General features: G+C 45.2%; 17 protein-coding genes. 6 read left to right on the top strand and 11 right to left on the bottom strand.

All coding sequences use genetic code 11. The features are described from left to right. Positions 1-76: 76 nt before the first annotated feature. Positions 77-1,012, bottom strand: coding sequence for a TolB-like translocation protein (locus LLW17_RS12115; RefSeq protein WP_228230553.1), 936 nt, complete (start codon positions 1,010-1,012; stop codon positions 77-79). A gap of 118 nt (positions 1,013-1,130) precedes the next feature. Beyond that, complete coding sequence (locus LLW17_RS12120) at positions 1,131-2,672, bottom strand: GH3 auxin-responsive promoter family protein (RefSeq protein WP_228230554.1); 1,542 nt, start codon at positions 2,670-2,672, stop codon at positions 1,131-1,133. 99 nt (positions 2,673-2,771) lie between these two features. On the opposite strand from LLW17_RS12120, the gene LLW17_RS12125 reads away from it, so the two are divergent. The 6 genes from LLW17_RS12125 (at position 2,772) to era (ending at position 8,736) form a co-directional block, all read left to right on the top strand. Next, the gene (locus LLW17_RS12125) at positions 2,772-3,569 is read left to right on the top strand and encodes a DUF2797 domain-containing protein (protein WP_228230555.1); all 798 of its coding nucleotides are present in this window, start codon (positions 2,772-2,774) and stop codon (positions 3,567-3,569) included. A gap of 163 nt (positions 3,570-3,732) precedes the next feature. Then, positions 3,733-4,095 carry a BlaI/MecI/CopY family transcriptional regulator gene (locus LLW17_RS12130; RefSeq protein WP_228230556.1) on the top strand — a complete coding sequence of 121 codons (363 nt, stop codon included), beginning with the start codon at positions 3,733-3,735 and terminating at the stop codon, positions 4,093-4,095. A gap of 2 nt (positions 4,096-4,097) precedes the next feature. Further along, the gene (locus LLW17_RS12135; RefSeq protein ID WP_228230557.1) at positions 4,098-5,567 is read left to right on the top strand and encodes a M56 family metallopeptidase; all 1,470 of its coding nucleotides are present in this window, start codon (positions 4,098-4,100) and stop codon (positions 5,565-5,567) included. Positions 5,568-5,569: 2 nt separating this feature from the next. Continuing rightward, on the top strand, positions 5,570-6,784 hold the full coding sequence (locus tag LLW17_RS12140; protein WP_228230558.1) for a tetratricopeptide repeat protein: 1,215 nt from the start codon (positions 5,570-5,572) through the stop codon (positions 6,782-6,784). A gap of 132 nt (positions 6,785-6,916) precedes the next feature. After that, positions 6,917-7,651: a head GIN domain-containing protein gene (locus LLW17_RS12145; protein ID WP_228230559.1), complete on the top strand. Its 735-nt coding sequence runs from the start codon at positions 6,917-6,919 to the stop codon at positions 7,649-7,651. Positions 7,652-7,803: 152 nt separating this feature from the next. Continuing rightward, positions 7,804-8,736, top strand: a complete 933-nt coding sequence (era, locus tag LLW17_RS12150) for a GTPase Era (protein ID WP_228230560.1) — start codon at positions 7,804-7,806, stop codon at positions 8,734-8,736. Positions 8,737-8,822: 86 nt separating this feature from the next. Here the strand turns inward: era and LLW17_RS12155 are convergent, their stop codons facing one another. The 9 genes from LLW17_RS12155 to LLW17_RS12195 form a co-directional block, all read right to left on the bottom strand. Continuing rightward, positions 8,823-9,443 (bottom strand): hypothetical protein, encoded by a 621-nt coding sequence (locus tag LLW17_RS12155; RefSeq protein ID WP_228230561.1) that lies wholly within the window; start codon positions 9,441-9,443, stop codon positions 8,823-8,825. 101 nt (positions 9,444-9,544) lie between these two features. Then, a complete protein-coding gene (arsM, locus tag LLW17_RS12160; RefSeq protein ID WP_228230562.1) occupies positions 9,545-10,513 on the bottom strand; it encodes an arsenosugar biosynthesis arsenite methyltransferase ArsM in 969 nt (322 codons plus the stop codon). Between the two features lie 26 nt (positions 10,514-10,539). Continuing rightward, positions 10,540-11,367, bottom strand: coding sequence for a metallophosphoesterase family protein (locus LLW17_RS12165; protein WP_228230563.1), 828 nt, complete (start codon positions 11,365-11,367; stop codon positions 10,540-10,542). Then, positions 11,349-12,686: a sodium:solute symporter family transporter gene (locus LLW17_RS12170; RefSeq protein ID WP_228230564.1), complete on the bottom strand. Its 1,338-nt coding sequence runs from the start codon at positions 12,684-12,686 to the stop codon at positions 11,349-11,351. The genes LLW17_RS12165 and LLW17_RS12170 overlap by 19 nt, the downstream gene beginning before the upstream one ends. Positions 12,687-12,698: 12 nt before the next feature. Continuing rightward, positions 12,699-14,138 carry a SusD/RagB family nutrient-binding outer membrane lipoprotein gene (locus tag LLW17_RS12175; RefSeq protein ID WP_228230565.1) on the bottom strand — a complete coding sequence of 480 codons (1,440 nt, stop codon included), beginning with the start codon at positions 14,136-14,138 and terminating at the stop codon, positions 12,699-12,701. Between the two features lie 28 nt (positions 14,139-14,166). After that, positions 14,167-17,382 carry a SusC/RagA family TonB-linked outer membrane protein gene (locus LLW17_RS12180; RefSeq protein ID WP_228230566.1) on the bottom strand — a complete coding sequence of 1,072 codons (3,216 nt, stop codon included), beginning with the start codon at positions 17,380-17,382 and terminating at the stop codon, positions 14,167-14,169. Positions 17,383-17,445: 63 nt separating this feature from the next. After that, on the bottom strand, positions 17,446-18,126 hold the full coding sequence (locus LLW17_RS12185; protein WP_228230567.1) for a TIGR04282 family arsenosugar biosynthesis glycosyltransferase: 681 nt from the start codon (positions 18,124-18,126) through the stop codon (positions 17,446-17,448). A gap of 9 nt (positions 18,127-18,135) precedes the next feature. Next, positions 18,136-19,203: an arsenosugar biosynthesis radical SAM (seleno)protein ArsS gene (arsS, locus tag LLW17_RS12190; protein WP_228230568.1), complete on the bottom strand. Its 1,068-nt coding sequence runs from the start codon at positions 19,201-19,203 to the stop codon at positions 18,136-18,138. 70 nt (positions 19,204-19,273) lie between these two features. Continuing rightward, entirely contained in the window at positions 19,274-19,612 is a 339-nt protein-coding gene (locus tag LLW17_RS12195; protein ID WP_099644740.1) for an arsenosugar biosynthesis-associated peroxidase-like protein, read from the bottom strand. Positions 19,613-19,745 lie beyond the last annotated feature (133 nt).

Genomic DNA, 19,745 nt, shown 5'->3' on the forward strand with positions numbered 1-19,745 from the left:
ATAGAAGCTTATAAACCAAAAACACCCGACAGTTCGCTGCCGGGTGTTTTTGTTTAGACTCATGGTAAATGGAGTTTTAGTCTACGATCTGGTAACTGTAAACGTTGAGGCCATTTTGATGTAAGGCATCTTTATCAGAGCTGAAGAAGCCGGTGCTTCCGGAAACCGGAATCAGTCCTACTTCATTTGAGATAGTGTTTACCGTAGATCCCAGATTTTGCGGAGTGCTGTAATCGCCCTGACTCGTAAAACAGTGGTAGAGATCAAAGCCTCCATAACCGCCCAATTGGTTAGATGCAAAATAAAATTGAGTTTCGTCTGTACTCAGACTCGGAAAATTTTCGTCTCCGGGAGTATTGATCTTGGGCCCCAGGTTTTTTGGGTTTCCCAGACTCCCATCAGCCCTTACCGAAGCTACATAAAGGTCATAACCTCCATAACCGCCGGGTTTGTTGCTTGCAAAAAAAAGCAGTTTTCCGGAAGCCGCCAGCCAGGGATTTTCAACAGAATAGGTTTCGTCAATCACCAAAGCCTTAACCGGATTTCTCCAGTAATTACTGAACTTAGAGTGCCGTTCGGCAGTATACAGCTGAAAAGATTTAGGATGTTGGGTTGAAGCTTTGGTGTAGTAAACCCGTTTGAGATCTTCGGTAAAGGTAAGGCCGCCGTGATCTTCAGTTCCTGTAAAAATCCCCGGAAGCAGTTGCGGCTGTTTCCACAGGTTTTGATATTTAGTAAATCCTAAAAGTTTGTATTCACTCTGATCAAAAAGACTTCTTTTAGCTGAATTTACCTTGCGGGTAGAAACCACGATAAGATTATTATCATAAAAGCCCGTTGCATATTCGTGTGCACTGGTATTAAAAGGTAATTCTTCGGTATAAAAATAAACGGAAGTCTTAGTCTCGGGTCTTGATTTTGTGGGAGTTTCGCTGTTTAGCGCTAAATCGTGATCACGTAGTTTGCTTTGTGCTGGCAGTAATCCTGAGTGGAAGATTACTGCCAGAGTCAAAGCGAGTAACTTTGAGTAAAAGTAATGTGAGTTTTGATTTGTTACGTCCAAGTTAGGGGATAGGGGGGACATTAAATAAAATTTTAGTTTAAGGGTTTTAAAATTCGTTGAATGGTTTTTATGGGTTAGGATTGGGTTGATGCTGATTGCTGTTTAAAATCAACAATTCTTCCAGCATATCGCGGCTGTTGCTCAATCGGGGAACTTTGTGCTGGCCACCCAGTTTATTTTTAGATTTTAACCAGTCGTAAAACAGGTTGGTACGGGCGAAATGAATTTTTGGGGGATTCAGGGTCATGTTATTCTTTCGCTTTGCTTCATAATCGCTGTTGATTTCCTGCAGCGCTTTGTCAAATACGTTCTCAAACTCGGTTTTATTGTGGGGTAACACTTTAAATTCTATAAACCACTCGTGGGCGCCCTTCTCTCTGCCTTCCATAAAAATGGGGCCGGCTGTATAATCTACAATTTCAGAATGGGTAAGCGCGGTGGCTTTTTTAAGGGCCTGCTCGGCATTTTCGATAATCAGTTCTTCGCCAAAAGCATTGATGTGGTGCTTGGTGCGACCACTTACACGAATGCGATAGGGGTTTACCGAAGTAAAGCGAACGGTGTCACCTACTTTATAACGCCACAAACCGGAATTTGTAGTGATGACGATAGCGTAATTTTTGCCGACTTCAACTTCAGAAAGGGAAATGATTTTTTGTTCAGGCTGCCCGTAGGCGTCCATAGGTATAAACTCGTAGAAGATACCATAATCAAGCATCAGAAGCAGGTCGCTTGAGCCATTGCGGTCCTGAATAGCAAAGAAACCTTCAGAAGCATTATAGATCTCGTAATATTTAAAATGGTGTCTGGGCAGGATTTTTTGATACTGCTCGCGATACGGTTCAAAACTTACTCCGCCGTGAAAGTAAACTTCCAGGTTGGGCCAGATCTCAAAGAGTTGTTGCTTGCCGGTGGTTTCTAAAATATTGTTTAGCAAAACCAACATCCACGAGGGTACGCCGGCAAGGCTGGTGACCTTTTCCTGAATGGTTTCCTGCACAATGGCTTTCATCTTGATTTCCCAATCACTCATCAGGGAGACTTCATTGCCGGGAGTGCTGCTAAATTCGGCCCAGAACGGCATATTGTCTATCAGAATCGCAGAAAGGTCGCCGTACGAGGTGCCATTGCTTTCATAAAGGCGCTTGCTGCCACCTAAGCGAAGACTTTTTCCGGTAAACAACTGCGAGTCCGGATTGTTGTTGAGGTAAACGCAAAGGAGGTCTTTACTGGCTGCATAGTGGCAATCTTCAAGAGCTTCGGGACTTACCGGGATGTATTTGCTTTTTGCATTGGTCGTACCGCTACTTTGAGCAAACAATTTTACGGGTGATGGCCAGAAGATATTGCTTTCGCCCTGACGCCCGCGTTCTATAAGATCGCTTACCTGCTCGTAGTTTGTTACCGGTACCCGGTCTGCAAAATCGCGGTAGGAACGTATTTCTTTAAACCCGTACTTTTTTCCGATCTCTGTGCCCTTCGCTTTTTGAATGAGCTTGTGCAGCAATTCGTGCTGCACGTCGTGTGGATATTTTAGAAACAATTCCATCTGGTGAATCCGTTTCTTTAAGAACCAGCTTGCGATAGAATTGACTAAGGGTATCGGCATTTTGTTAGTATATTTGAGCTTTAAATTCTTGAATTGTTAAAAAAGGGCGTCTAAAATTAGCTTTTTTTTAACTGAAAATTTCCAATAGCAGTCACTTTTATGCAATACCAGGGCGTACTTACCAAAATGCAAACCGAGCTTGATCATCCCGTGCAATATTATCTTGTTTTTGAGGATGATTTCATTCACGTTAATCAACTTCTGGACAAAGAACTGCGTATTGAATTTTTAAAATACCAGTGCCTGGCTTGCGGTAAAAATAAGAAAATCTACCGCCAGGGCTACTGCTATGAAGATTTCTATAAGGTGCCTCAGGCTGCAGACTGGATAATGAAGCCCGAACTCAGCAAAGCCCATCTCGATGAGGAAGACCGCGATCTGGAATATGAGAAAAAAGTGCAACTGCAGCCACACATTGTGTATCTGGCCAACTCGAGCAATATCAAAGTAGGGGTAACCCGAAAAACCCAGGTCCCAACGCGCTGGATCGATCAGGGTGCGCATGAAGCAATAGAAATTGTTGAGGTGCCCAACCGCTATCTTGCAGGGATTACTGAAGTTGCCTTAAAAGACCATATAGCAGATAAAACCAATTGGCGTAAGATGCTTACCAATGCTATTGAAGACGAGGATCTGGTAGCCAAACGCGACGCCCTTAAGCAATACATCCCCGAGGAAGCACTCGAATATTTTATTGCCAGCAACTCAGAGACCAATATTGAGTTTCCCGTGTTGCAATATCCTACCAAACTCAAAAGCCTGAATCTTGAGAAAACACCCGAATATCAGGGCGTTTTAAAAGGTATTAAAGGCCAGTACCTGCTTTTTGAAGATGGAACCGTCTTTAATGTACGCAATTCTGAAGGTTACGTGGTGAGCATCTCGGTCTCCGCCTAAAAGCCTGTAATCAAAGCCTGAGAATTTCATTTTTTTGGACTATTTTGAGGTCTTAAACGAACTTTTTTCAATTTTTTTAAACTAATTAGTTAGTTAAACTAATAAATTAGTTATATTTGAAATGTTCAGGAACAAAAAACTAATCCCTAACTAGTTAGAAATTATGAAACAACTTACCAAAGCAGAAGAAGAAATCATGCAAATCCTATGGGATTTGGGAGAAGGAAATGTGGCAACCATTTTAGAGCAAATGCCCGAGCCTAAACCCGCTTACAACACGGTATCAACCATTGTGCGCATTTTGGAGACCAAAGAATTTGTGGGCTACAAGAAACAGGGCAGGGGGCATATTTACTTTCCGCTCGTGGCCAAGTCAGACTACAGCAGCGCTTCGATGTCAAAAATGGTCAATGATTACTTCAACGGGAGTTTTAAAAGTATGGTTTCCTTTTTCGTCAAGAAAAAAGAGATGACCGCAGGCGAACTCGAATCTATTTTAAAGGAAATCAATAAAAAAGACGATTAATTATGGTACGGTATCTACTCGAAGTTTTTGTGATTCAGGCGTTGTTTTTGGCCGTGTACCAGTTTTGGTTACGCAAAGAGACCTTTTTCAACGTCAATCGCGCCTATTTAATAGGTAGTGCGCTGGTGGCTTTCGCCTTGCCGTTTATGCAGTTTGAAATCTTTCAAAATCAAATTCCGCTTCGCGAAAACATTACATTTTTGCCCGAAGTCGTGATAAATGCCGCGGCACCGCAGGCAAGTCCTGTTACTGCTGAAACACAAACAGACTGGAGTATATACTGGCTTATTTATGCAGCCGGAGTGTTTTTTAGCACCGGAATGTTATTCCGGAAATACCTTGAGATCAAGCGCTATTTCCGGTTTAAAAAGTCTTCGGAAAGCGGAACGAACATTATCGAAATTCCAAATAGCGATGCAGCTTTCACCTTTTTGGGAACCATCTTTCTGGGTGAAAAGATCAACACCGAAGCGCGCCGGCATATTTTGGCTCACGAGGAAGTACACCTGAAGCACTGGCACGGGCTCGACCTGATGCTCTTTGAAGTCCTGCGGGTGGTATTCTGGTTTAATCCGCTGGTGTATGTCTATCAAAACAAAGTAGCCGAGCTACACGAGTACATTGCAGATGCTCACGCACTGCGCAAAACCGAAATCAAATCCTATTACAATCAGTTGCTCAATACCGCTTTTGGTACGCAACAAATCTCATTCATCAATACCTTTTTCAATCATTCATTAATCAAAAAACGAATCGTTATGTTACAAAAACAATCAAAAAGCAATGCAAAATGGAAGTATCTCTTCCTGCTCCCACTTATCGCCGGTATTCTCACCTATGTGGGCTGTACCGATGATAGCGGACTAGCCGAAAATGAGACCACCCTAAGCCTGGAGGAGCAGATTCAGGATTTACGGGCAACTCTTGATGCAAAAGAGAGCATTACTCCCGAAGAATTAAATTCTTTACAGGAACTCGAAGCGCAGTATAAACAAAAAGTGGAAGTCATTGAGGTCGTAGAAGGGCTTGATGAGGCGATTCCACTTAATGAGGCTCCTGTAGGTGAAGAAGTTGAAATTATAGAAGTCGTGGAGACCGAAAGTCAAAAGAAATATGAAGACGTGCCTTTTGCCGTAATAGAAGAGGTGCCAACCTTTCCGGGTTGTGAAGGTTTAGATAACGACCAGCGCAAAAAATGTATGTCTGAAAAGGTGTCGTCATTAGTAAATGAAAACTTCAATATAGCCTTAGGAAAAGAATTAGGCCTTACGGGCATCAATCGAATCTATGTGCGTTTTAAAATTGATAAAAATGGTCGAATTACCGATGTCGATTCTCGGGGTCCTCATCCTAAATTAGAAGAGGAGGCTATACGTGTGGTAAGTCAATTACCCGATATGACTCCGGGCAAACAAAATGGAGAGGCGGTAAATGTATTGTACTCACTGCCTATTGTTTTTCAGACAAACTAAAGATGCATAAACTTTATCTATTTATTTTTTTAATACTAGCCAGCCGGGCCGAAGCACAATCTGTTTCGGCCTCGGCCGTTGCAGACAGTCTGTATGCCGTAGGTAACTACAGCGAGGCCATAGCCGAATATGAAAGCCTGGATAAAAAAGACACTTCGGTCTACCTTAAACTCGCGCGCGCGCATCAGGCCAAAGGAACGCTTGATGATGCTCTCAATTACTATGCGCAGGCTGCGACCGGTACAAATGAAGTCATCGCGATGAATGAATACGGTAAACTGCTCATCACCAAACGCAAATTCAAAGAAGCCGATTCGGTTTTTACCGAATTGATCAACGTCTATCAAACCAATCCCGATTTCTATTACCAGCGCGGAAGAGCAAAAGAAAATATACCCCGTAATATAAAAATTGATGCCACAGATTCTACAACTACTTCAGCAAAAAACATTTTTCCTCACGTTTTAGATTATAGGAAAGCCGTTGCATTAGACAGTACCCATCAAAAAGCCTTGGGCGAACTTGCGGTATTTCATTTAAGACTAAAGGAGTATCCTATGGTTGAAAAATTAGCCTTTAAAGCTCTGGAAAGTTATCCCACCAATGTGGAAATCATCGGTGCACTGGCACAGAGTTATTATTACAAAGGCTGGAATGAAGAAGCGATTACCTGGTTTGAACGATTAATCGAACTGGGTCAAAGCACGCAATTCATTCACGAGAAACTGGGGAATTCGTATTACAAAGACCGGATGTATGAGAAATCAATCGAACAATATCTGGAAGCTTTAGATTTTTCACCTGAAGATGAGTACCTCCACGCGACCCTCGCCAAGCTATACAATCACGTTGAAGATTTGGAAGCTGCAGAGTCGCACGGTCTACTTGCTGTTTTCTTTAAAGACCAGCCATTAGATGATGAGTACTATACCCTTTCCCGTACCTATGAGATGAAAAAAGACTGGAAAAATGCAATGAAGTACGTAAACCTTTCTTTAGAAGAAAACCCCAAAAATAAAAATGCCGAATACACCAAAGTCATCGTAGCAGATAACTATTACGAAGACCGGCGTGCGGTTTTAAAACTCTACGAAGATTTTATAAAGAAATATAGCGATAGCGAGTATGCCAAATACGACCCGGTATTGCGCCTCGCCCGCGAACGTCGCGACAAACTCAATCGCGAGATTTTTATGGCAGACGGCGAGGAGGAATAATAAACACTGCCACATCGAGCGCAGTCGAGATGTTTTTAAATCTCTCAAATAATAATAGCAATAACAATAACAATACTTGCAGCAGTTGCTTACTTTTAGCCTTTATTAAAATTGGCTTTGAAAAATCATTTCTTGTTAGTTGCTTTTCTCCTGTTGCTTTCCTGCGATTCAGACAAGGGCTTAAACTGCTTTCAGGCTCCCGGAGAGCGGGTTGCTATCGAATACACCCTTGAGAATTTTACCAAAATTGTAGTCGAAGAGCGCCTGCAACTCATCGTCAAACAGGGCGCCGAGCAAAAAGTAGTTTTGGAGACCGGTGAAAACCTGGTAAACGATATCGAAATCAGTGTTTCTGATGGAGTGCTGACTTTGTTTAACGACAACGGCTGTAACCTGGTGCGCGATTACAACATCAGCAAGGTTGTGGTGACTACTCCTAATCTTACCGAAATCCGCAATGCTTCGGGTTATGAGGTGCAAAGTGATGGTGTTCTTACCTTCAATGCGCTCACACTCACCAGCGAAGATCTGGAGGAAGAAGATCTCTATCATAAAGATGGGGATTTCAGATTGGAGCTTGATGTAAACACGCTAAACATCACAGCAAACGGACTCTCTAATTTTTTTCTTTCCGGCAAAGCCGAAAACGCCAATCTCGAATTTCTGGAAGGCGATATCCGCTTTGAAGGCGCCGATTTTGAAGTGCAAAACCTGGAAGTATTCCACCGCGGGACCAACAAAGTGATTGTAAATCCCATTCAGGCTTTACGTGGCAGGGTGCTCAGCACCGGCGACCTGATCTCCGGCAACCGCCCGCCAGTCGTTGAGGTTGAAGAGACCTATACCGGACGACTTATTTTTGAATAGTGCGAAGCGCTTAGGAAATAGTTCCTCCCCTTAAAAAGGGGAGGTGTTTTCAGCTTTGCTGAAAACGGAGGGGTCTTAATTCCGCGAAGATGGAAATCCCAAACGCTAATTTTTAACCGTATCTTTGCAGCCTATATTAAAACTTAAGTTGCTTGGAATCTCAACATAACAATCCGTTACAGCCCGAATCTGCCGAAAACAAACCGCATAAAGCCGGTTTTGTCAACATTATTGGTAACCCAAACGTGGGGAAATCAACCCTGATGAATGCGCTGGTAGGTGAGCGGCTTTCTATCATTACCTCAAAAGCGCAAACCACCAGACACCGTATTTTGGGTATCGTAAACGGCGATGATTTTCAGGTGATTTTAAGCGATACGCCCGGTATCATCAAGCCTGCGTACGAGTTGCAGGCCTCGATGATGGACTTTGTAAAGTCCGCCTTTGAAGATGCTGATGTCTTGCTGTATATGGTTGAGTTGGGCGAAAAGGAACTCAAAGACGAGGAGTTTTTTAAGAAAATACGCAATACCGATATTCCGGTGTTGCTGTTGATCAACAAGATCGATCAGGGTAATGAAGAATTGCTCGAAGCCAGCCGTACGCACTGGCAGGAGCAGGTGCCTAATGCAGAGATTTTTGCGATTTCGGCACTGGAAAATTTTGGGGTAACCGAAGTATTTAACCGCATTCTCGAGGCTTTACCGGTGTCGCCACCTTTTTACCCTAAAGATGCCCTTACCGATAAGCCCGAACGTTTTTTTGTAAATGAAATCATTCGCGAAAAGATTTTGATGCATTACAAAAAGGAGATTCCGTATTCGGTAGAGATCGATACCGAAGAATTTTTTGAAGAGGACAACATCATCCGAATGCGCAGCATCATTATGGTAGAGCGCGACAGCCAGAAGGGCATCATCATCGGCCATAAAGGTGCAGCTCTAAAACGTGTAGGCATCGAAGCCCGAAAGGATCTCGAAATATTCTTCGGCAAGCAGGTGCATCTGGAACTTTACGTAAAGGTCAACAAAAACTGGAGAAGCAGCGAGCGCGAGCTGCGTCGCTTTGGATATAACGGGAAATAGTGGCAGCGCCACAGGCAATTAAATTCAATACGCGGCTCAGTTAAGTGTTAAGCCTAAATAAAAAAGCCCCGCAGTGCGGGGCTTTTTTATTTCCAGAATTTCCATTTAGGCTTCTTCTTAGCCGGGACTTCATCTTTATTTTTCATTTCTAAATTGGGATTGTTCAATACCATATTTTTAAAACTCCCTCCGGTGATTTCTCGGGTTGTGATATTAAAGGAAAACGCCGTCCATTCGGTTAGTTCATTTGTAGGGTCATAAGATAAGCCGGAAATGATGTCATTTTGAACTTTTAAATCCTTATAGCCATCCCAGAAAATGCGTTCACTGGTCCATATTTCAGCATTTTTATCAATAATTGTTACACCTATTTGATCTATACAAATTACAGAATGGTCTGGTGCTTGAAATGCATCATCAATACTATCTCCGAAAATGGCATTGGGTTTTTCGTGATCAATGTGCATTAAATATCCAATCCCACCAGCGATAATTACAACAAAGTTTGTTTCTGGTAAATCGTAAACCTTACTCAGCTTAGAATGACCGGGTTCAAAATTAGCAACCCAACTTTGACCATTATTCCTATAAAATTTCACTACAAATCCCTCTCTATAATAGCCTTCCCCATCTCTTGTAACAGGTATATACATTGGCCCATATGGAGGGAGAAAATCCAATTTTTGAAATTTATAATCGGAGTTCATTTTGCTGACATCAATTTTTCTACTTTACCAAATTAACAATAATTATAGCGAGTTAGTTTATAAAGTTTTTTTGTTGCCACTGGCTGCTAGCCGGCCGGCGGTTAGCAACATCCACCACCATCATAGTGAAAAGTGCTTTCGCTGATAAAAATATCGTCACGACCTAAAGCCTTTAAGGCTCCTGCGGTTTTATCGCAAACGGCCAGCGGCTGATTTTTCAGTAATATATGGCCTTTTTTGTCATCAAAATGATTTTCAGAACCGTAATAAATCGCGGCTTTTCCGGTAAAAATACACGGGCCGTCTTCGGGCATAGGATCTTTGATGGCGGCTACCTCAATAGATTCGATATAGATGAGTTGGTCTGTAGGATAGTTTTTCGGGTCTAGAATGCGATAGGGCTTGCGGGCACGAATTTCGATAGTTCCAAAACCGGCATCGGTAAGGGCTTTTACATACGCGCTAATCGGAAGGCTTCCACTGAGGCAGAGCGCGCGCAAACGCTCGTCATTGCGCAGCGTTTCGTTCATTTCCTGCTCGCAGGTAGGATCGCTCATCACCAGTCTTCCGTGAGGTTTCAGCACCCGATACATTTCGGCGATTGCCTTTTTTAAATCTTCGGCTTTAAAAATATTGAACAGACAGTTTTGAGCCGCCACGTCGATACTGTTATCCTCCACCGGCAGGTTTAGGGCATCTCCCTTCTTAAGGTCTACAAACTCACTTTTAAACCAGGGATTTTGCGCTTCGGCCTCCAGGAAATTTTTACGCGAAGCTTCGAGCATTTCGTCAACCACATCAACGCCCACCACACCGCTTTTCTGGCGTGAGAAATAGGCAAATTGCAGCAGCTCCATGCCGCCGCCCACGCCTACATACAGCACCCGCGGATTGTTAGTCAGATCGCGCGCGTTTACCGTGCTGCCGCAGCCGTAATTCATTTCCTGCATAATTTTCGGGATTTTCAGACCCGGTAATTCCCATATGGGATTGGTGGTGCAGCAAAGTCCTACATCGGGCGTTAATGCCGCGTCACGGTACACATTCTTGGTCGTTTCTAAGTAGCTCATAGTTCTTTTTTTTGATTTGTATTTTTTTAAAGTTGAATGCCAAAACCCTGTAACCCGCTTTCATAGGGCGGAAGGATCTCGGTGTTATCCCAAATTCCGGTAATCAGGGTTCGGGCGTATTCCTGCGGCAGAAACTCGTTTTGCATGTGTGCATTGGCGAGTTTATGATTGTACTGCATCGTGTGATGGGTAAAGCCGAAGCTTCCGTTTTGTTCTTCTAAAAGGGCGTACCATACGTGCGGCTGCCCGTCATTGGCCGGCATCCCAATCACACCCGGATTGATCCACAGCTTATCATTGTGCTCCTGATTAAACGGCAAGCCGCAATGCCCTGCGATGATCACATCGGTTTGAAGGGCATCAAAATTTTCCTGTTTTTTCTCCCAGGGAGTTGACTTATAGATAAATTCCGAAACATTGAAGTAATCGCCGTGCACCACAAAAACTTCTTTTTCCGCAAAGCGGAATGTGAGGTGATCAGGCAATTCCGAAATAAAATCAAGCGAAGATTTGCTGAGTTTACTCTGTGCATACGGAAACCACATCTGGCTAAACCCGTCGCAACGCGAACCCTTTCTAAAATCACAACCGCAATCTTCAGCCCCGTCCCGCAGCTGAATTTCCACATTCCCCAGAATGCTTCGGGCACCCCAGATTTTAAAGAGTTGCACCACTTCTTCCGGCTGGCCGCAATAGCCCACAATGTCTCCGGTACAGATGCAGTTTTCGGGAGGAATGCCTTGTTTTTCGGCAATGCTCTTCAGCTTTTCCAGCGCCTGTAAATTGCTGTAAACACCTCCAAAAAGCAGCACTTTTCCGCTTAGCGAACCCAGATTTACCACAGCTTTATCCATGAAGGTATCAGATATACGATTAAACATGAGGCGATTCCCCAGATATTTACCCAAAGCAAATCGGCATAATTCCCCTGGGTAAGAATCCAGTTTTTTGGGATGAGGTCAAACAGCAGGAGAAAACCAAACAGGAGTCCGCAACCCACACTCAGGTAAAAACTGATTTTAGGCGCGGGCAGTTTCCAAAATAAAAATACGGGTGTAAGACCAATAACCATAGTCCCCGAGATGGTGGTAGCCGACAGGATTTTGGCATCTAAAAAGATGGGAATAGTTCCCAAAATGACCAGAACGCCCATAGCGATACGCCCCAGCGTGATGCTTTCGCCCCAATTCAAATCAACCGCAACCAGTTTTGAGAAGGACGAAAAGGTAGAGTCTAGCGTAGAAGCTGCCGAAGTGATCATGATAAAATTGATGATGAGTAAAATAACGGTGCCAAAGGCTTTGCCTACTTCAACTGCTGCCTGGCCCTGCATTCCCATGGCCTGAGCGTACACGCCCACGATGCTGAAAAGGATGATGCAGGCACCGCCCAAAACGCTGGCCCAGAGAAAACTTTTAAGGGTTACCCGCGGCGAACTCAAAAAAGCACGGTCGGTCAATACAGGATCGTGAAAGGGATAACTAAACGACTGAATCAGGGCCGCAAAAAGCAGGTTTAATCCCGTTTCAAAACTCCAGATTCCGCTGCTGGCGGTTTGGCTCACGGTAAAACCGGGAACCGAGTAGATGTTTGATAACACCACAAATAATAAAATGGTGAAAAGCCCCATCTGGATCACATCGGTAAAAATCGAACTGCTGAGTCCGCCTTTTAGCGAGTATGCCAGCGTGAGTAAACTAAAAACGATAATGGCGGCGTAATAGGCTTCGGTATCCACCGCGCCAAAGTAACTGCCTATAACCATAGTGTTGCTCCATACCTCGTTAAACAGGCGTATGGAGATGAGGATCGAAAAGACGCGCATCGCGTTTTTCCCAAACCGGGTGGTTAAAAACTGATGCAGACTCGTAAAGCCTCCTTTTTTACGCATAAAGTAGATGAGTATCCCGGCAACAGCAAAGGAGAGGTAGTAGCCCGCGTATGCGACTCCGCCAACGATCCCGAACTCAAGGCCCAGGTTTGCGGCATTGGTGATACTCTTGGCAAAAATCCACGAAATGACAAGGCTCCCGGTAAGCATAAACACATTAGGCGCTTTATTGCGATGGGTCGCCTTGAAAAAATCATCAGTCGATTTGGCAAGCGGGGACAGTAAAAACAGGATCAAACTTGACCCGATAATCAAAACCCATTGCCACATTAGTGTACTCAAATTCTTAGTTTTTTAGTTATCCCACCATACGGGGGTGTCCAGACTATTACCATTTGTGGCCTGCGCCGCCTGCCGGTAATGGTCTGCGTTCAATGCTTCTTCTTCGGCCGGGTAGGGCATACGCACCGGGATTTTGCCATCGTTAAGACTGGCAGCAACCGGTTTAAAAGCCGGGAAGCCCGTGCGGCGCCATTCAACCCAACCTTCGTAGCCGTTTATGATATTGGCGATCCACTTTTGGGTGATGATTTGCTGCACCGGGGTTGTTCCTGGAGCGTTGTATGCCGCCGGTCCCGCAAGGTAATTTGCAGGCAAGTCGGTAAGCCAGTATTCAAAAGCCTGCGTCACGCCGGTGTTATACAGGTTTGCTCCATCGGCGTTAATATAGCCTTTTGCAGCTGCTTCGGCCAAAATAAAATGCGTTTCCCAGGCCGTCATAAAATTGGCGTTGAGGTCTGCTGTATGTTCTCTGAAAAGGGTTCCCGCAAGCGAAAAGTTTGCCGGTTCAATGGAAGTTTGGGAGGCATTGATGCCATTGATCAAACCATTGAAATCTCCGGAAGTCGAATTTGCAAACGGACGGAAGAATACCGCGATACGATCGTCATTCAATTCTTTTAAAATGTCTTCCATAGTTTCTGAAAGCACAAAGTTGTTGAAATCTCCTGCCCGTAATTGCGCAAAGCGGAAGCTGTTTGGGGCAATTGCCGTAAAGTCAAACGTAGCATTGTCTGCATTGCTGGCGATAAAGTTTCTTTCAGTGTAAATGGCCGCGATTTGAGCCGCCACATCTTCACGCCCGGAAATACGCATCAGGGCTTTCAGTTTTAGGGAATTTGCAAATTGTACCCAGTTTTCCAGATTGCCCGAAAACAACAGGTCGCCTTCTAAAGCAACCGCTCCCTGATAGGCTTCAAGAGCAGCAATACCTTTGTCGAGATTGTCCAAAATTCCGCCTTCGGCGAGATAGATGTCTTCCTGTGCGTCGTAGGCAGCAGTAACCGTCCCGTCAATACCGTTGAAGGCTTCAAAATAAGGTACGTCGCCAAATAAATCGGTAAGCCCCTGAGCCATGTAGGCTTTTAAAATCAGGGCCGGACCTTCATAAACCCTGAAGGTTTCCACATTTTGAGCCTGCTTGAGTAAAATCTCATTATCCCGCAAATTGGTGTAAAAAACCGGCCAGGGATTGCCGCCTAGTTGAGGCGACTTCAGTGCGTGACGGTCAAACAGGTTAAAATCGAGCGCGGTGCGATGCTGAGACAGTAAATCGCCGGCGGCAAAACCCTCGTAGCTCATTTGTTCGCCAAAATCATAAATCACGTGCCGCAGGAGCAAGCCCGGCTGCACGTTTACCGGCGCGTTGGGATTGGTGTTGAGGTCTTCAAAATCTGTGGTGCAGGCTGTAATAAGCGTCAGACCCAGAATCAATATGCTGTATAGTTTTTTCATCTTCTAAATGTTTTTGAGCCTTCAGGCCTTAAAAATTAAAGCCCGCATTTAAGCCGATGCTGCGGCTGGTGGCATAACTCATATCTTCAACTCCGCTTACAAAGGTGTTGCCCTGTACCGCAAGTTGTTCCGGGTCAAAATGCGGAATCTCCGAAATCGCAAACAGATTGCGGCCTACCAGTGCCAGGTTGATGTTCATTCCGTTAGCAAGACCCAGAAAACCGTCTTTCAGATCAAAAGTGTAGCCTACTGAAAATTGGCGCAACTTCAGGAAAGACGCGTCATAAATGTTGTTTTCCTCGTGGTTGCGGTCGTAAAACTGGCGGTAATAGGTTTCTGCCGAAACGGCGGTGGTGTTGGGCACGTACTGCGGATTTTCTGCGGTGCCGGTATTCACAACGCCTTGCGGTACAATTCCTTCTTCGGGACGGTTTGCCGTCTCGGCAAGCTGACCGCCCACAGTCCCCAAAGCACGTGTTCGCGAGACGAGTTCGCCTCCCTGACGCCAGTCAAACAGGAAACTCAGGTTCCAGTTTTTGTAAGTGAAATCGTTGTTCCAGCCCAGCATAAAATCGGGGTTGTAATTGCCCAGTTTTTTTAGGGTGTTGTTTGCGATATAGCTTCCGGAAGGTGTGAGAATAAACTGCCCGTCTTCGGTTTTCCGGTAACCGGTACCGTAGATATCGCCTATTCTTCCGCCCTCTTCCACCTGAAACCACACGGTTTGATTGGCGCTGTCGTAGATTCGGCTGTAAGCCAAAGTCAAACGCCCGTCTGCCTGCGGCAGGCTTTCAACCTCAGAACGGGAAGTGCTGAAGTTAAAAGTGGTGTTCCATTTTAAGTTTGAGTTCAATACCGGCGTGGCGTTAAGAATGAGTTCGACCCCACGGGTGCGTACCTCGCCACCGTTCACTACCTGCTGGTTGTATCCCGAAGAAATCGCGATAGGCAGCGAGATGATCTGATCTTGAGTCAGGTTGTTGTAATAGGTCGCGTCAAGCCTGATGCGGTCTTTTAAAAACCGAATATCAGCGCCTACCTCGAACGAAGTGGTTTGCTCCGGTTTGAGGTTTGCGTTCGGGATAAAATTTTGATTGCTGAATGTAGGCTGCCCGTTGTATGGGGTCTGCGAAATGAAAGCGCCGCTGGTTTGATACGGCTGGGTATCGTTACCCACCTGAGCCACGCTGGCACGCAGTTGCACATACGAGAAGGTTTCCGGAAGCTTTGCGACTTCAGAGAGTATAAAACTCGCAGAAGCCGAAGGATAGAAAAACGAAGTCCCATCTACCGAAAACGGCGTGGCAAGCGCGCTTGACCAGTCGTTGCGCCCGGTGATGTCGAGAAATAGAAAATCGCGGTAGCCCAGTTTGGCTATGCCGTAAAACGAATTGATGCGCTTGCGCGATTCAAACTGAAACACATCGATGGGTGAAGCCGCGTTGTTGAGGTTAAAAATGCCGGGTTGTGCGAGGTTTACGGTCTGACTTTGTTTGGTTGAGGCTTTTTGATCGAGTCGGTTTCCACCCAGCGAAACGTCAACAGATACCTCACCAAAAATTTTGTTGTAATTCAGCAGGAAGTCGGTATTTACCTCTCTGTACAACACATCGTGCTCGGCATAACCCCCGTTTTTAAAACGGTTCGAGCTGAAGGCACGACGCAGTTGACGGGTTTCGGAAGAGTAATCCATCCCGCTGCGTACGGCGAGGCTTAGATTTTCGGTAAACTGGTGTTTAAGCGACAGGTTTCCAAAAACGCGATCCCGATTGAAGGAGTTTCGGTTTTCATACATAATGAAAAACGGATTGTCAAAATAGGTGTAGTTAAATGAAAACTGTTGCACACCCTCAAGTCCCGGTTGCCAGTAGCGGCGCAGGCTGTTCATATCGAGCGAGCGTGGACCCCAGGCAACCAGCGAATAATTGACGTTTTCGCTTCCATACCCGTTAGAAGGGCGGTTGTCACTGCCCGAATTCACATAATTGACCGTCGCATTGAAACGGGTCTTATCGGTAGGCTTAAAATTGAGTTTGGCGGCCACCGTCTGGCGGTCGAGATTCACTCCGGGAATGATGGCTTCACTGCGCAAATCGGTAAAGGAAAGGCGGTAATTGCCTTTTTCAAAACCGCTGCCAATAGCAACGTTGTTGATGGTGGTGACTCCGGTTTGGTAAAAGTCTTTCAGATTGTCCGGGTGCGAATTAAACGGAGTAGGCGTAATGGGAAGTCCGTCATAAAGCGCTGTATCGCCACCGCGTACCACCCTTCCGTCAGGTAAGGTAACCGGAGAATCAAATTGAGCAATGAGGGTGCCCTGATCTAAACGCGGACCCCAGGAATAGGTGATGAGGTCGTTAACACCGCCACCCAAACCGTCAACAAACTCAAACTGTCCCGAGTTGCCCTGCCCGTATTGATTTTGAAATTCAGGCAGTTTAAAAGGCGTATCCACAAACACTGAGGTATTAACGCTGATTCCTAAACCTTTGCTGTTGCTTCCGTTTTTGGTTTCGATTATGATCACACCATTTGACGCCCGGGTTCCGTAGAGGGCAGCCGCACTGGGACCTTTCAATACACTTACCGAAGCGATATCATCGGGGTTGACTTCCATCGCACCGTTACCAAAATCTACCTCCTGAAAACCGGCAGCGGCCTCATTGGTGTTGTTGAAAACCGTGTTGTTGTTGATGGGCGTTCCGTCTACGATAAACAGCGGATTGTTATTGGAAAACGAAGCTTCCCCGCGAATGGTGATTTTAGAGGAAGAACCCACTCCGGTTGCACCCTGCGATACCGTAACCCCGGCCAATTTCCCGGCAAGATTATCCAGAAAGTTGGGCGCTTTTACGGCTGATACTTCTTCGGCTTCAATGGTTTGAACCACATAGCCCAGCTCTTTGGTTTCGCGCTCCAGTCCCAAGGCCGTAATTACGACTTCATCAAGATCTGTAGTAGATTCCTGCAAAACGATATTGATGGTTTGCTGCCCGTTTATAGCGACGGTTTGCGTGATAAAACCAATTGCCGAAAATCGCAATTGGGTCGCTTTAGCAGAAACGCTTAAGCTGTAATAACCGTTTTTATCCGTGATGGTGTTGGCATCGGCATCTACGGCGACGACGTTTACAAAAGGGACTGTAGAACCGTCGCTAGAAGTGGTTACGGTACCCGAAATTAGAGTCTGGCCGTTTGCAAATGCACAAAGCAAGAGCATAAGCCCAAAATAAAGGTGTTTCATTAAATAAAGGTAGGATTAGTACTTGTGAGGCTTCGGTATGGAAGCCCTGCTTGAAATAGCGTTTTAAGCGATACTAAGGGGCGAACCTTTATTGAAGTAAACCGGATGGGAAAAAAGCCAGGCGGTAAGGGACTTAAAGCTGAAGGTATGAATGTTCTGAAAAGCAGATTTAGCTAAAAGTTTGCGTAACGGAAACGAAAGCTTTTTGGCACTGCTCAATAGCAGGGCGATATCTGCCGAAGTATCCAGATCACAAAGCGCCGGAAGCAATTCGGCATGTATTTTTTTAGCCTGAACCAAACGCAGGATACTGCGCGTCAGTGAGGCGGTTTGCCAGGGTAAATTCAAAAAGGATTGGGCGTCAAAATGGGTTTTATTCAAGCCCATCAGGTAGAAGCCGCCGTCGTGTGAGGGACCCAGAACCAGCGGACAGGTTTTGAGTTTTTCAGCTGCGGTGAGCAGATGATTTTTGGTAAGCTGCGGGCTGTCGTTCCCCACACTGATTACGTTATCAAAACCCAACTTGTAAATATCCTGAAGCGCATTGGTAAATCTGGAGGCAAAATCTGCACCGCGTTGCAAATCTTCGGTATAAATAAAATAGGGAAGACCGGTTTTCCTTACAGTGTTCTCAATCTGTAAATTGAGTTTTTCAAATACCGAAACCCCATTGCACAGTCTTTTGTGACCGGCATCTGCCTGCGCGGAGCGGGCAAAAATAAGTATGGCGGTTTTGGTATTCATAGCCGTAAGCTAGGCAACAGTACCCTGGCAACTGCTTCCTGCACCGGCGGTACAGCCGTAGCAGTGTTGCGAGATGATGATGTTGCGGTCGTTTAATAAATCTTCGTTGTATTCTGAAATGTGCTTCACCTTGCTGTTGACTTTAAGATCGAGCATCTGGTTAAAGTCACAATCGTACAGCCATCCGTCCCAGCTTATCGAAATGGTATTGGTACACATCACGTTTGCAACAGCGGCGGGGTTATATGCCTCCACAAGCTGGTACATATAGTCTTCATAATTTTCGGAAGCGATGAGGTAATCGAGAAAGCGCGCGATGGGCAGATTGGTAATTGCAAACAGGTTGTGAAACTGAATGCCAAAATCTTCCATCAGGGCTTTTTTGAAATCTTTTTCCATCCCCGCCTGGTCTGAAGGCAGGTAGGCTCCATTAGGATTGTACACAAGGTCGAGGCGTAAATCGCTGTCTGGCATCCCATAACCAACTGCGTTGAGTTCCTGCAAAGCTTTGATCGACTTGTCAAAAACCCCTTCACCACGTTGTTTATCGGTTTTACCACGCGTCCAGTGAGGCATAGAGCTCACCACGTGCACGTTGTGTTTTTTGAAAAATTCCGGTAAATCGTGGTATTTTTTATTGGCTCTGATGATTGTGAGGTTACTGCGCACGATAAAATCTTTGATTCCCGCTTTGCTGGCTTCTTCTACAAAGCGTCTGAAATGGGGATTCATCTCGGGTGCACCACCGGTAAGATCGAGGGTATGCGCGCCGGTGTTTTTAATCACTTCCAGGCACTGCTCCATCGTTTCCCAGGTCATAATTTCCTTTCGGTCAGGGCCGGCATCTACGTGGCAATGCTCACACACCTGATTGCACATATAACCTACGTTGATCTGAAGGATTTCCAGCTTTTTAGGTCTGAGCGGAAATTGCCCGGTCTCCTTTATTTTTTTGGCAAAGGTGGGCAACTCCCCATCGGCAAAAATACCTCCCGAGAGAATCTCGAGTTGCTTATTGGCCTGGGCCAGATCATCATGACGTTTATGTAAAGATTTTTTTGTTTTGGTAACAGACATAGAAGTTTTAATTTTTCTTTTTCAGCGGTAGCTAATATAGGATTAAGTTGATAGAAATACTGTTCAAAACTTACATTTCCAGTTTATTAACCTTATTCATCATCATCGTACCATGTACGAGCGTAGCTCCGCTTTTGATGGCCGCACCTACGTGAATGGCTTCCATCATTTGTTCTTTGGTCACGCCGCGCTGCAAGGTGTCTTTGGTATAGGCATCAATGCAATAAGGGCATTGCTCGGTATGGGCTACGGCAAGAGCGATCAGGGCTTTCTCACGTGCGGTAAGCGCACCTTCCTCAAATACTTTTCCGTAATAATCAAAGAATTTAGTTCCCAGCTCTTCGCTCCATTCGGTGATTTTACCAAATTTTCTAAGGTCTGCAGGATCGTAATAGTTGTTACTGGCCATTTTATCAATGTGTTTTTTGGGTTTAATGAAATAAACCGACATTACAGTTACGGTATTTGTCGGTCTTTGGTTTTAAAACTGAAGAAAAATAGGCAAAAACCCCGGGATAAAACCGGGGTTCTGCATTTTGAGA

It is taken from the genome of Leeuwenhoekiella parthenopeia, assembly GCF_020782115.1.
Taxonomy (GTDB): domain Bacteria; phylum Bacteroidota; class Bacteroidia; order Flavobacteriales; family Flavobacteriaceae; genus Leeuwenhoekiella; species Leeuwenhoekiella parthenopeia.